This is a genomic window from Rosenbergiella gaditana, assembly GCF_018494065.1.
GTDB classification, from domain to species: domain Bacteria; phylum Pseudomonadota; class Gammaproteobacteria; order Enterobacterales; family Enterobacteriaceae; genus Rosenbergiella; species Rosenbergiella gaditana.
Window position 1 is genome coordinate 1 of sequence record NZ_JABBFR010000034.1, and the last position, 14,185, is coordinate 14,185.

Sequence of the window (14,185 nt, forward strand, 5' to 3'; positions counted from 1 at the left end):
AGGATATCCTGCGCGGCGCTCAGCGTTGTATCACGTCCGGCTTTCAGCTGGCTGCCCGCAATATCGATATCCCCTTGAGTAGCCTGTAACCTTAGGTCGCGCCCAGCGGTTAGCTGGCTACCCGAGTGCGTCTGCTGCGCAACTTTCTGCTCGGAGTGGGCGCGTTGATTACCGTAGGAGAGGTTAACCCCCAAGGCATCTTGCGGCGTTTGCCGTGCATCATTGAGATCACTGGCTTGTTTAGCGCTGTAACCCGTTAATACCGATTGGGTCGCTTTTAACGCCGCCAGCCGTCCATTATCTTCCTTAGTCGCCGAATGGGCCTGCTGAGTGGCCGTGTTTAAGGCGCTTCCCACCACGCCGCTTAGTGCTAGGGTTAATCCACTCGACTTCTGTTCGGTTTTGGTGAGGGCGGTATGGCTATTTTCTGCCGCGCTGATATCGATACGCTTGCCGCTTATCGCCATATCTTGGCCCGCCAGCAGATCACTGCCATGCAGGGTCACCTGATTACCGGCCGTCACCGTAACGTTACCTTGACTGCTACCGACCACACTGCCTTTTTGTACATTACTGCGGTCGTCTTGGTCCGTTTTTTGGGATGAGGTACCGACAGTGAAGCCGATACCACCGGTGCCACTTAGCCCCGATTTCTTCTTCTTGGTCATACTGGTCGAGAGATCGGACTCTTCGGCCGTCGTGATCACCACATCATGGCCCGCCAGTAGCTTAACGGCATTATCACCGACAATATTACTGGCTTCTGAGCGCAGATCATGACCCGCGAGAAGCGTCACCTGATCACCGGACACCGAACTGCTTACTGCGTTGATTTGATGGGTACTGGTAGCCACCTCCGTCGTGGTTTTGGATAAACCATGACGTTTTTTGGTTTTCATATAGGTCGACTGATCCCAGCTATCCTGACCACTGAGTAGCGTCAAATCGTGACCCGCCGTCAGTGTCGCGTCACCCCCTACAGTCACTTCTGCGGCGCGCAAGGTCATATCGTTCCCGGCTTGCATCGCTAAACTGCCCCCGGCATTAATGACGGAGCCTTGTTCATGGGTCTCTAGGCTGCGGTCATAATCTTTTTTACCTCGGGTGTAATCCGTCGCGTGGCGCTGTTTTACCGTATCAAGGTTCAGGTCGTGACCGGCGATCAAGCGCGTCGTGCTGTCGCTTCCCTGATTACTGAGTGCGCTGGCAGTAAGCTGGATATCGTGTCCGGCTTGCAAGGTTAATTGTCCGTGTTGGCCCGTTACCGCCATGCCGGCTTGGCGTCCGGTCCATGCCTCACTCCCCCGTTGGAAGCTCTCGGTTTGGCTAAGGATGTCATGCCCCGCCTGTAAGGTAAGTTGATCGCCGCCTAACAACTGGCCGCCACGATTGATAATATCGTTACTTGCCAATAACTGGGTGGTGTTGCCGCTAATATCACCTAGGTTGAGTAGATTACTGGCCGAAATCGCGGTCAGCCCGCGCCCAGCGATAGTACCGCTATTGAGCAGATCCTGTGCAGTGGTGATCTGAACGGCATTGCCCGCCAGCAAGGCACCTTTGCCACTTAACTGATCCTTGTCGACTCGGGCATAGAGTTTAGGGACGGCCACCAGTTGGGTCGTGCCATCGGACAAGGTGACACGCTCATTGACCATCAACACCATATCGCTGGTCATCTGTGCCATCTGTTCCGCACTCAATGCCGTCCCTGGAGCGATACCAAAGCGCTCGGTAAAGGCTTTACCGCTGGTGAGCAGCGCACGATATTGCGCTTCGTCATTGCTGTAACCGGTTAAGAACCGTTGCCCGGTCGCTTTCACAATCTGCTCACGCACCAACGACTGCTCGTAATACCCATCACCCAACCGTTTGATAAGCCGATCTTGATAGATATCACTGCTACTCACCGTAGTTTTCCCCCGCGTAAATTGCGGGTCGGTTTCGACCAGATACTGACTGTCGGTACTAGGATGAAGCTGGTAGAGGCTAGTCGTGGGTAAGCTCACCGGAACACTGGTGGTACGAATGACCCAATTCCCCGAAGAGGGGGTCGCTGCCAGTTGTGTCGAGGCATCGACCGATGCCGGTAGGGTCACGTCGGTCACTAAGGCTTGATGGTCTTGTTGTGCCAAGGCGACATTGGCCAGTAAATCTGACGCCCCCGTGACCTTGCTGGTCGCGTCTTGTGCCGCGATGCTTTGCCCTGCACCCACCCCTTGGCCTTGCAGCTGTGCGGTGAGATGCAGCGGCACCGTTAACTCACTGATCGGCGGTTGATAGACTTCAGGGCCTTCATAACGCGTCTGCTTATGCTGTTTACGTCGACCGCCCGCCAGTCGTTCACCTTGCTGCTCGAGGGTCTGCTTAACCTCGGTTTCCTCGTTATTCACCGCGCCATTGATGACTAACGCCTGCCCCGCCACCACTTGGCTGTCTTTGTTGTGCAAGTCACTGTTTAAGACTAAATCGCCACCGCTACGCAGTATCGCGCTCTGTTGATCGCTGACCGTTTGGGCTTTGGTGACCTGATCGAAATTGAAGACGTTAAATCGCCGTCCCGCATCCGTCACGCCCGGTTGGTGGAAATAAATAATGCCATTCCTGGCATCCTGATAGACATAGAGATAGTCCTCTTTGCCATCAATGGTAAATTTGACGCGGTTGCCTTGCGCATCCAGCGCATAACTGCGTCCTTGCGCATCGAAGTTAAACACCACTTTATAGTCGCGAGATTTGGATTTATCGATGGTGGCATCAAACCGATAATGCACGCCATCGGTGCGACCGCAGGCATCTGTCCATTTACGTCCGGTACAAAACTCAATCTCGACCAGATCATTAAGGCTCGACACCGTTTGTAGGTCATCGCTGACCTTCAAATGCGTGTCACGATTCTCAATCTGTTTAGCGGTGATCCCTAAGCTTCCCATTGCCTCAATGGTCGCACTGAGGTTATCAACCTCTGTTGCCTGACCCATAAGGCTGCCGTCGGCAGCAAAGGCACCGCCTATCTGTAGATCGCCGTTACTGTAGATCAGGCTATTATCTTGGTTAGTGAGGTGATCGGTGGCGATCAGCAGACTTTCCCGTCCGGCGATGGTTGCCGCTTTATTGTCGAGACTCTCATTCGTCAATAGCGGGGCATCAATGACCAATCGATCACCGTAAATTCTTCCCGTGCCACGGTTGTGAAGCTCATCGGCGTGCAGAGATACCTGCCCACCATCGATTAAGCCTTGATTCTCTAGGTAATGGCTAGTGATTGTGGTGATGCCTGAGTTGATCTCGCCCATCTGCTGGTTAGTGAGCCGATCACTGGTCAACGTCAGATGCTGGCCAGCCGTTAAGCTACCGCTATTGTTCAGTTGGTGGCCCGCGGTATTGAGCTGCAGGTCGTTTCCAGCCGCCAGTTGCCCATCTTGTTGAAAATCGCTGCCGACCTCTACACTCAGGTTATTGCCACTGGTGACCCGGCCAACCTGTGTGAAGTGGCCAAGCGTTAGCGCGGCATCACCATTGGCGACAATATCGCCTTGGTCATTATTCAGGCTCAAGCCACTGCCGGGCTGTCCTACCGTTAACTGCCCCTGCGAGGAAATCAGCCCCTGTTGGTTAGCCAAGGTCTCGCTTACCTGTGCGTGCAGCGAGTCACCCGCGCGTAAGCTACCTTGTTGGTTATTCAGATTCGCCGCGATGACGTCGAGGTCCTGAGCTTCGATACCCTGCCCTGCATCGCGTGTGTGCTGATTATTCAGTTGCTGAGTGGACAGCGTGAGCTGTTCTCCCGCCTTAATCAGCCCCTGCTGATTACTGACCGACTCGCTGGCGGTCACCTGCGCAGTGCCCGCGGCATACAGCGTACCCTGATCGTTAATCGCTTGGGCGACCAAGGTAGAGAGGTCGGCACCCGACAGCACTTTACCGCCTTGGTTGTCGAGTTGTGTGCCGGTCAGTGACAGGCCTTGAGCGCCTTGCAGTTGCCCTTGTTGATTATTCACCACCCCCGCTTGCAGGTTAAGGCTACCGCCAGCAAGCAGTTGGCCTTGCTGATTCGCGAATTCACCTTGCCCCAGATTCACCGAGGTATCGCCCCCCGACTGTATTGACCCTTGCTGGTTTTCTAAGCCCTGTAGGGTTAACTGGCTGGTGTCGCTGGCAAGCAGAGACCCTTGTTGATTATCAAGGCGTTGTGCGCTGATGGAGAGGTCGCGGCCCGCGACCCCCCCTTTATGATTGTCTAGCTCGCCACTGTTAAGGATAAGCTGACCTGCAGAGCGCAGGCCGAGACTCGAGCCATCTGTGTCGCGATTGGTGAGCGTTTGCCCCTGCGTATCAATGGCGAGTCGATCACTCCCTTGGATCAGCCCTGCCTGGTTCGTTAAGGCTAATGTCTGCAAATCAAGGGTCTTGGCGATCAGCACACCCTGTTGGTTGCTAAGCTGACCACTCTCAATCTGTAAATCGGTGGCGGCACTGATAAGACCTTGCTGGTTATCTAAGCTCTCGTTGAGGTGTAAAGCCCCTTGGCCTTGCGTCGACTGTAGCGTACCCGCTTGATTAGTGAATTGTCCTGCCGTGACAGCGAATGCAGCGCCCGTTTGCAGGATGCCCTGACGGTTATCGACTATGCCCGTCGTGCTCAAGCTTAACGGCCCCTGAACGGCGGTAATACGCCCCTGCTGGTTACTCAGACTCGCACTGTTTAGGCTAACCTGATCTCGGGCCGAAATTTGCCCGGCGTGGTTGGCGAGGTGGCCGTTAGCGTGGAGGGTGACGCCAGATTGCGCGGCCAGAATCTTTCCTTGATCGTTATTCAGTGCATCCGCCTTCAGTGTCAGCGCACCTTGGCTTTGCAATATACCGTTCTGATTGTTCAGATCTTCTGTCGTCTGCACAGTGAGCGACCCAGTTTGAGCACTGAGCAAGCCTTGCTGATTAGCGAGTTGTGCCGCGTTAATCGACAAATCCTGTCCGCTAATGACCTCCCCCAAACGGTTATCCCACTGCTCTCCTGTCGCGGTAATCGCTTTGGCAGCCATCAATCCGTTGCGGTTATCGACCGTTTGCGCCTGTACGTCAAGCGCCCCACCCGCTCTCAGGCCCAAGCTATCCGCTTGGGTGTCGGCGTTAGTCAGGGTTCCGCACTGAGTCGTAATCGACAGCCTGTTTGCGGCTTGTACCAACCCTCCGCGGTTGTTGAGATCTTGGCTGCTTAACCTAAGGTCGCTCGCACTGGCGAGGGTGCCTTGCGTGTTATCGATATGCTGACTGTGCAGCGTCAGCGCCTGAGGGCCTTGTGAAATAATGGCGCCCCCTTGGTTGTCCAGTCGTTTAGTCGCGGTGAGATCGAGGGCCTGTGCCACCAGTTTCCCCTGCCGATTCGTCAGTTGGCCTGGCGTGGTCAGCGTCGCCTGCTGGGCGGTAAGCTGCGCACGGTCAAGCCTTAAATCTCCTTCCTGAGCCTTCACCACCACCTGATTCGCTTGGGTTTGGCTATCGCTCAGATCAACCTCTTTACCCGTTAGGGCGATCTGATCACGGCTGAGATGGGTGCCTTGGCTATGTAATTGTTTTGCGGCGGTAAGGGTAAGCTGGCCTACGGCCGTCGCCTGGCCTTGAGCATCGATCCCTGCACCTAAGGCGCTGCCACGTTGGTTTGTGATAGTGTTGGCTTGGAGTGTCGCGTTGCGCCCGGCCACTGCGGTCGAGCTGGATTGACTGTCTAATTTTCCGTTCGCGGAGAGTTGCAGATCACCTTGCGCACGAATTTGCCCGGCATTGGTGATATCACCTTGGCTGTCAACGGTAATATTGCCGGCTGCGGCGATCTGCCCTTGGTTATCCATTCCTGCCGTGTGTAGGGCGACGTTTTGCTTAGCTTGGACAACACCTGTATTGGTCAATTTACCGCTGGCATCCAAGGTGAAGTGGCCTTGTGCCGCGCCAATCTCGCCACGGTTACGTACCCCCACCCCTTGTTCTGTGCCAACTAGCGTAATACGGTTGGCATACATTCCCGCCAAGGCGGCAGTATCGAGTGCAAAGGTGGGTCGCCCAGCGGGATCATCGTTCTTAACCTTAATGACGTTGCCGTCGGCATCGGTTTGGTTATGACCGGTAGTGACCTTTAGGTCTCCGGCTTGCACGCGACCATTTACCTCGACCGCACGAGCAATAAGCCGAGTGTAGTCTTGTCCCGTGCCGTTCATCCCTGCACCACTGATGGTAATGCGCCCACGGTCGACGTCATACCCAGCGATCTGACCATTCTCTAACCGAACTCGCCCAGCGGCTAAGGTGTTGCGTCCCGCATTAATAAAACCACAACCACTACAACTGATCCCCGCCGGGTTAGCAATAATCACATCGGCTTTGTGTCCCGCCACCTCGATAAAGCCACGCAGTTGACTTGGGTTGGCACTATTTACCTCGTTAAGGATCACTTTGGCCGAGCCCTTCGCCAACCACGGGTTGCCGGCAATTTGTCCCGCTAACTGAGTGGGTGTCGCATGTTGACTATTGTTTAAAATCGCACCACGTTCGTCTACGTCAAATTGACGATAAGTATTGTGAGACAGTCCTTGGCTGTTAGGTGCTCGGATATCCACTTGAGGCAATCCATTACCGGTTCGTTGGACCGTCGGTTGCTGACCCCGCGGGGCATTCGGATCGGCGACAATTCCTGCGGCCTGAGCGGAGGCGCTGATCGCGCCCCCTGCCATGATCAGCGCCAAGGTGAGCGGACGGAGCGTCGCAATTATCGAGCGTTGCGCGGCTTGACAGCCCGTCGACGGGCCACCCGCACGTCGTGCCAACTCTGACACCACTACTAATCTCTGCAAACAACGGTTAAAAATGATCCGATAACAGTGCTTATTCATCATTCATCCCTGTATTAATACTGCCAATTAAGGCTAAACCCAAAGGTCACGCTGTCAGTCTTGAACCCCTTCGGCTTAGCCAGTGGCGTCCCGGCAAAGAGATCATACCCCACGCCCATACTCGACAAGGCGCCACGCACCCCAATAACACTTCCCGCTAAATGTCGGCCAATCAGCGTAGAACCATCACTGCGTCCCCCCACTTCACCGTAGTCCGCACCGAGATAGAGTTCTTGATTAGGGAGCGGCGTCTGCCAGGCGAAGGTATTTTGCACATACCAGCCATGGCTGGCGCTTAGCGTGCGTTCGCCGTTAAATCCGCGTACCGTCCAACGGTTACCAATCGCTAATTGATCGGGAGAGGTTAACGGCGTCGAACTCTGTTGGCGAAGATAGGTCAATTGATAGCGGAAGTTCTGATCAGCCACCTGAAACGGCCAATCCATCCCGAGATTCCAGGTGAAAATTTTACTTTTCGCGGTTGCGCGATATCCCGCTTCATATTGCTCTTCGTAGGCCGGTAACGCCCCAAACCAACGCGTTCCAAGTTGATAATTAACACTGCCATTAAGGATGATTGGGCCGAAATAATGCCGATGGTCAAGGCCTAATTGCCAAGCACTGGTCCGCCGGCGTTGTACCTCGATTTCGCTACGATCGATATAGTTTTGTAATTCACGGAGCAGCAAATTACTGCGTAATGTGGTTTTACCGCTGGCATTACGCTGGATAACGCGACTTACGCCAACATTAAGATTCTTACTTTTACCGGAGTAGCGAATATCACCGTTATACCCGGCTATATTTTGGACATAGTCATATTCACCGCCCGTCACCTCAAACAACCAGTAGCCCAGCGGGACCGAGTAGTGACCATTGATATTTTTACTCTGTTTATGCCCTTTAAACCCAATATCATGGCTGGCAGACAGATAGAGTAAATCGCTCAGTGCAAAAGGATTATCTAGGGCAAGCATCCCACCGACTTGCGTGCGGCCGGTACTTTTGGTTCCAGAGTCGTCAGCCCAAAGGTTGACACGCCATATTTTGGACTGTCGGCGGGTAATCACCACATCACTCTCACCTTCTTTCTCACCCGGGACAATTTCCATCGTGTCCTCAACAGTGGGCAGTCGCTGTTGGTTTTCCAGCCCTTGCTCGATATCACGTAGGTCCAATAATTTTCCAGAGGAGGCGGGCACTGAACTCCCCAGTACTGCACGCTGGTCAGACCCTGCCGCGTAACGAACTTGGCCCAACGTCCCCGCGACGATCGATAGAGTTAATTCACCCTGACTCAGGTCTTGGGCGGGAACCAACACTCGCGACGTCACCCAGCCATGGGTAATTAAGCGGTTTTGTAAACGCCCCATCAATTGATTGATCCCTTGCACCCCAAGACAGTGCCCCACCCCCTGATTAGCTATCGCCTGAGCCTTGAACCACCCAGGCAAGGGATCGGTTCCAGTCAGATTTACTTTTTTTATAACAAAACAAGGGCTCTCCTGAACAAAAGGGCCTTCGACATTTTTGGGTAGCGACTTATCGAGGGAAATATCAGGTGCTGCCGGGGTTAGCTGTGCTTCTTTCGCCGATTGCTGCGTCTGGATATGTTGCTGTTGCTGATCGATAAAGGGGGCAGCCTGGGCTAATGAAGTGAAAAATGTCAAACCGACCGTTATCACTTTTGCCGAATGGAAGCTGTCGTTGATCCTTGTTTGCATACTCGACTCTAGAAATTAAAAATTCGTAAAGAAAGGTGATATTTTACGTCAAAATATAACAAAAAATCAAAGTAGGCAACATTCTACCGGCCAAAATGGGCGTTTTTTGACCTAAAGCAAGACTATCGAGATAAGCAGAAAAGCTTCAACTATGGTCAGGAAATCCTTTTGCCTGACCTGGCAGACATCGCCGTTCGCGCAACGCTTCTCTTGCCTTGTTCAAAGACTTGATCAGGTATTGCAGCACGGTTTTATGGCCAGTTTTGATATCACCCGTCGCGATGATGCTGGGGAAAATCGGGAAGGTTAGTTTCATGATTTTCAAGATAGTCACCTCACCCGGTAAACCACCCTATAGGGAGTCGTCATACGCGGTAATTTTTACTCTCGCTTTGTACCTTGGGTGGATAAAAGCGACATCATCGGGCGAATTGTTCGCCTCAATCACCCTCTGATCATCAAGCGGTACCAAGCTCATTTATTACCTTTATCATCGACCCCCTGCAGTGTCAGTCTTACCCTGTAAAGTTACAGCATGGTTTACATACATCCTGTCCAAACTACCTTTTTACCCTTTACATAATTTACGTTTTCAATCATTTTTATGCTGTCGTTGCTACCGAGCGATGCTTTGCACGGCAGTACAGGCTCATTTCTTTAAGTTTTTTACGCTGTATTGATAACAAAACCATTTTTAGGCTAGAAAAAAAATAAAAAAAAATTAATGATCATCAGCCTCAACATCGATAATTACTGAGTGCCTTCATGCAAGATCTTCTATCTCTGTGGCACTGGGTGCTCAACAACCCAGTGACCTACTCTTTACTCGCTGTCACTCTGATGCTGGTTGCCGGATTTATCTCATCCGTGATCTGTAAGTTCTTCTTACTGAGTATTGTGCGACGATTTATCCTGCATACTAATAGCCAGCGTGATACCCAGAAAAAAGATTTACGGATAACCCGTAGGCTGGCCAATATCATTCCGGTCGTCACCGTCTATTTTCTTTCACAACTCATTCCCGGCTTATCAGACGGGTTGGTTGAGGCAATAAGAACCCTTTGCGGCGTGCTGTTTATCGTTAATATCACAATGCTGATCAACGAACTGTTGGATACCACTAAAGATGTTTATGCCCGTAAACATGGTTCCAAAGCCGGCTCGATTAAGGGCTATGTACAGATTGGTAAGATAGTCGTCTCTTCTATCGCGACAATCTTGGTGATCGCGACATTGTCGAATAAATCACCCGGCATCATTATTTCGAGTTTGGGCGCCATTGCCGCCGTATTGATGTTGGTTTTTCAACATACCCTCATCTCGCTCGTCGCGAATATACAAGTCTCTTCTTCGCATGTGATCCAACTCGGTGATTGGATTGAGATGCCAGTGGCGAATATCAGTGGAGAGGTGACCGATATTGCCTTGCACACCATCACAATCCGTAATTGGGACAATACGCTATCACAAGTCCCCACCAAAAATTTTATTACCGAGACCTACACCAATTGGCAGCCGATGTTCGCCTCGGGGGGAAGACGCATTAAGCGTAGCTTTTTTATCGATCAATCAAGTATAGCGTTTGCGACCCAGGCACTGGCCGAAGATCTGGAGCAACAAAGCTCAGTCATTGGCGATAAAATTGCTGACTATATTCGGCAAAATCTTGCACTCTCGGTCAATCATGGGATTACTAATTTAGGTCTTTATCGTGGCTATATTTTGAGCTATTTACGGCAGAGAGAAGATATCTGTAATAATATGTATGTGGTCGTTAGGCAGCTAAGTCCGACCGCAGAGGGTCTGCCTATTGAGATTTACTGTTTTACTTCCAATGTTTTCTGGAATGAATATGAAGAGACCCAATCACAAATTTTTGAATTTATGTATGCGACTGCAGGTTTTTTCCAGCTAGGGATTTTCCAACGCCCTTCTGGTAGAGATATTAAAGGGTATTTGCCGATGGAGTTGCCTAAGGTCATCAGCGACGAATAAGGCATAACGCAAGGCTAGCGGAAGTTTCCACTAGCCGTTTTTAGAGTCAGCCCTTGGTGCTGGGCTCCTTCCTACCCGTCAAGGTGCTGTCATCCCGCGCCAAGACTCTTGCGATAAAGGATTGTAAATTTCATTACTATTTAATGTCTACGCCTTATACTCGTTTTAATCTTCACTAGATTTAACCTCTGTTCATTAATGCTAAATAAGGGAATACCGATGTCTTTAAAAAAATTTGCCTCAACTTGCGTGTGGATTGTTATTGGTGGGGTCGCTGGCTGGCTTATCAACTCGGCCACAGTGGGAAAATATAATGTGATTAATGCGACGTGCAGTGTGATTAATGCTGCCGTAGACAATAAGTTGGTGGCGGAAGATCAGGTGCGCTTTCTCGGTAAGGCTTCACAAAAGCATTTATTGAATACCGCAGCAGGCGATGCTTTCCAGTTAGACGAAAAGCATGTTCAAGCCGCATCAAGCTCCTCAAATTGTTCGCAATTCATGGTGGGAATGAGCAGTCATTAATATCATTGTGGTGAGCGGATTCACCTGCTTGTAATACGACAATCCCCTACTCACCACGATGAAAAACGGTGTATCATTGACCTACATGATTGGTACTCAGTGCTTTTCAGTCTGAGAGAATAACGTCTCGATCACGGTGGCCTCTGTCCAACAAACTCTTTAGCGGCACGTTATTTTTCATTACTGGGGATTTAATCACGATATAGCTGCATGAGAAACTCAGCGATAAGCGTTGCCGTTTGCCGTTCGTTAAATCCGGTTTCAGGATGCTAATGTAAAGGATGGCGAATATCCGCCCACTGTTGAACGCTCATCAATACCCCCTCTTCATATCAATTAGGCCATTCATTGGTCGCCCTTGCTGATGACGACGGATATTGTCGAGAAGCACTTTCACCGAGCTTTCAGCATGGGTTTCGCTAGCAATATGGGGTGTTAACCAGACTGATGGATGTGTCCAGAAAGGATGGTCGGTCGGTAAGGGGTCAGGAACGGTAACATCGACGATGGCATGGCCGAGTTGACCAGTGTCAAGCGCATCGATCAGGTCTTGATGATTCAGTTGCTGGCCACGCCCTGCATGCACTAAACCAGCGCCCTTGGGTAACTGTGCGAAAAGATTATGGTCCAGCAATCCTCGGGGAAGGTCGGTCAATGCCAATAGGCAAACAAGAATATCGCTGCGAGCGAGAAAATCACCCAATTGATCATCACCAAAATAACTGGTGACAGCCTCAACATGTTTTTGACTGCGACTCCAACCGGAACATGGGTAGCCAAGAGTGGTGAGTACCCGAGCAGAAGCTTGCCCCAAATGACCGAATCCAAGGATACCAATACGACAGCGTGACGCAGCAATCGCATCATGCTTTAGCCATCGCTGCTGCTGTGTAAGATATCTTGGCATTCCTCGATGCAGACTGATCACGGAAAAGGTAATGTAGGCGGCCATATCTGCGCGCGCTGTGGGCTAGACCAGTAAACGAGACTCATCAGCCCATCGCCTGTGACATAAAGCTAAAATCTTGCATTGCCCGATCAGCACGCTGCCAAGGGGTACCTCGAACCATCATTATAGGTGCATCAATACAGGGCAGTCCCTGCTTCACCAGCCAATCAGAAAAGGGTGTATTACCATAAGTATCAATACGCACAAACTGCCCCGTTAGCTGCGCAGCACCATAACAAAAGAGTGTCAGAGCACTGTGCACATCTTGCGCTAACATTGGGCCGATAACGTAGCCGCGACCAAATTTACGTAACGCCATATAGCCATGAACAGTGCCGCTTTTTTCCAGCACCAACAGTGCCTCTGCGCTGTTAAATAGGTCCTGCCACAGCGCGGGACGTGACAGGCCATGTGACTGGTAATCGCTGTCGATTAGGGTTGGTAATTCCTCTTCGCGCAGTGGACGAATCTTTTCATCGGGAGATAATTCGGGTGCTTCAATGGCAGGGAGCTGTGCTGTCTGGTGTTGGAAAATAGCGCATTGCACCCTAAAGCCATATTTTTCATACAGCCCTTTCCCCATCTCTGTAGCATGTAGGCGAACATTACCTTCAGGCACTTTTTCAAGTAGCCCTTCCATCAATTTTTTGCCTATTCCTTGTCCCTGACAACTCGGATCAACAATCACTAATCCTACGGTACTGTAGTGTTCGCCCCAAGGCCAAATCACCCCACAACCCACGATCCCTTGTTCAGTTTCGGCAACAAGCCCCTGACCTAGGGTTAGTGCTTGCCGCCAGTCCTCTTGGCGGTGCGGCCAACTTACCTGCTGACTTAAACGATGGCCATGCTGGAGGTCATCGGGCTGCATAGTGCGTAATTGAATCGTCATTATCTTTCCTTACATTATTCCTGGGGTATCAAGTCCACTGCCATCGATAAAGCGCGCATATCGATAAGGCGTCGGGTCAACTATAGGATTCGCATTCATCGCTAAGTCGGCAGCAAGGCGGCCTGCTTCCGGACCAATCCCAAATCCGTGGCCACTATAACCTGCAGACAGGATGAGCCCCGGCAGTTTATTGACTTCAGAGATCACCGGTATCGCATCCGGGGTACTATCAATCATACCGCCCCAAGACTGAGCGACTTGAACACCTTGCAATTCAGGAAACTCACGCACCATCGCCGCAAGACCTTCTTTAACCATATTGTGGTCAGCCGCAGGGTCGAGAATACGCATTTTCTCAAAGGGTGAGAAGCCCCCAAAAGACCAATAGGCTAAGGCCTCAGTACCGCTAGTAAAGGGTTTAAGTTAAAGCACAATCGTTAGGTTTTTACGTCGGGACTTAAAAGTCGAATAGAATTGACCGCTATACTTAAGGCCTTGGAACCCGGCCTCAAGACGTCCTCGCCCCGAGACAGAGACGGTATATTCACCATCCCTCTGTGGGCGGACAGCAAAGCTTTCAGTATAAAAGGGTAATGCTATCGCTTGTTTAACCGGTAAGGTCCGAAATACCGTACCAATCACGGTTCCCAAAGGTAGGTCAATATCCGGATCAAAACTTAGCATACGTCCACCTTATTAGCGGGGGTGAATTAACAGATAAAAAGACTAAAAAATGCTTTCTTATGCGTTATCTAGCAGGATGTATGCCAATTCTTCTTAAAAAATTTTATGCCGTTAAAAAAGTTTTTTTGGAATGCTTAAAAATATGAGAGGAAGGAACTGAACTGTGGCGCAATCGGCCATAGAAAAAATAATGCATACTTTTTGGCGGCTGCACTAAATTGAGGCTAGGCTCTATTGCAGGAGGGAGATGTTTACAGATTGAATGCTGTAAGTCGAGTGACAAAGGGATTGAAAACGGATAGGAAATGAAGACAGCGGATATAACACGCTTAGTTAACGAAATTTGTTTTAGAAAAGAATAATAAGTCGTTTTAAAAACCGTATAAAAAGAAAAACCGCCTTTCGGCGGTTAAGCAAATTTGCACAGAGTGCTCATTTTTATACATTAGAACCGGTGGTGCCCAGGGCGGGACTTGAACCCGCACAGCCTTACAGCCGAGGGATTTTAAATCCCTTGTGTCTACCGATTTCA

At 50.9% G+C, this 14,185-nt stretch carries 6 protein-coding genes and 2 pseudogenes; 2 read left to right on the top strand and 6 right to left on the bottom strand.

Features of this window, described 5'->3' with window-relative positions; all coding sequences use genetic code 11:
* The 3 genes and pseudogenes from HH682_RS14840 to HH682_RS15905 all read right to left on the bottom strand — a co-directional run.
* Window positions 1-6,887, bottom strand: a 6,887-nt coding sequence (locus HH682_RS14840) for a two-partner secretion domain-containing protein (protein WP_214238268.1), incomplete at its 3' end; no start/stop codon positions are given.
* An 11-nt stretch (window positions 6,888-6,898) separates the two neighbouring features.
* The gene (locus HH682_RS14845) at window positions 6,899-8,608 is read right to left on the bottom strand and encodes a ShlB/FhaC/HecB family hemolysin secretion/activation protein (protein WP_214238269.1); all 1,710 of its coding nucleotides are present in this window, start codon (window positions 8,606-8,608) and stop codon (window positions 6,899-6,901) included.
* 145 nt (window positions 8,609-8,753) lie between these two features.
* Window positions 8,754-9,086 (bottom strand): annotated as a pseudogene (locus HH682_RS15905) (hypothetical protein); the annotation flags it as partial.
* Between the two features lie 287 nt (window positions 9,087-9,373).
* On the opposite strand from HH682_RS15905, the gene HH682_RS14855 reads away from it, so the two are divergent.
* Both HH682_RS14855 and HH682_RS14860 read left to right on the top strand, forming a co-directional pair.
* A complete protein-coding gene (locus HH682_RS14855; RefSeq protein ID WP_214238271.1) occupies window positions 9,374-10,603 on the top strand; it encodes a mechanosensitive ion channel family protein in 1,230 nt (409 codons plus the stop codon).
* Between the two features lie 219 nt (window positions 10,604-10,822).
* A complete protein-coding gene (locus HH682_RS14860; RefSeq protein WP_214238272.1) occupies window positions 10,823-11,128 on the top strand; it encodes a hypothetical protein in 306 nt (101 codons plus the stop codon).
* 313 nt (window positions 11,129-11,441) lie between these two features.
* On the opposite strand, the gene HH682_RS14865 is transcribed toward HH682_RS14860, so the two are convergent.
* The 3 genes and pseudogenes from HH682_RS14865 to HH682_RS14875 all read right to left on the bottom strand — a co-directional run.
* Window positions 11,442-12,080: an NAD(P)-dependent oxidoreductase gene (locus HH682_RS14865; RefSeq protein ID WP_214238273.1), complete on the bottom strand. Its 639-nt coding sequence runs from the start codon at window positions 12,078-12,080 to the stop codon at window positions 11,442-11,444.
* A gap of 40 nt (window positions 12,081-12,120) precedes the next feature.
* The gene (locus tag HH682_RS14870; RefSeq protein WP_214238274.1) at window positions 12,121-12,969 is read right to left on the bottom strand and encodes a GNAT family N-acetyltransferase; all 849 of its coding nucleotides are present in this window, start codon (window positions 12,967-12,969) and stop codon (window positions 12,121-12,123) included.
* A 9-nt stretch (window positions 12,970-12,978) separates the two neighbouring features.
* Window positions 12,979-13,632: pseudogene (locus HH682_RS14875) on the bottom strand (NAD(P)/FAD-dependent oxidoreductase); the annotation flags it as partial.
* Window positions 13,633-14,185: the final 553 nt, after the last annotated feature.

Coding starts and splice junctions, on each gene's coding strand:
- HH682_RS14870 (WP_214238274.1), bottom strand. CDS start 12,969: ATGACGATTCAATTACGCACTATGCAGCCCGATGACCTCCAGCATGGC.
- HH682_RS14865 (WP_214238273.1), bottom strand. CDS start 12,080: ATGGCCGCCTACATTACCTTTTCCGTGATCAGTCTGCATCGAGGAATG.
- HH682_RS14845 (WP_214238269.1), bottom strand. CDS start 8,608: ATGCAAACAAGGATCAACGACAGCTTCCATTCGGCAAAAGTGATAACG.
- HH682_RS14855 (WP_214238271.1), top strand. CDS start 9,374: ATGCAAGATCTTCTATCTCTGTGGCACTGGGTGCTCAACAACCCAGTG.
- HH682_RS14860 (WP_214238272.1), top strand. CDS start 10,823: ATGTCTTTAAAAAAATTTGCCTCAACTTGCGTGTGGATTGTTATTGGT.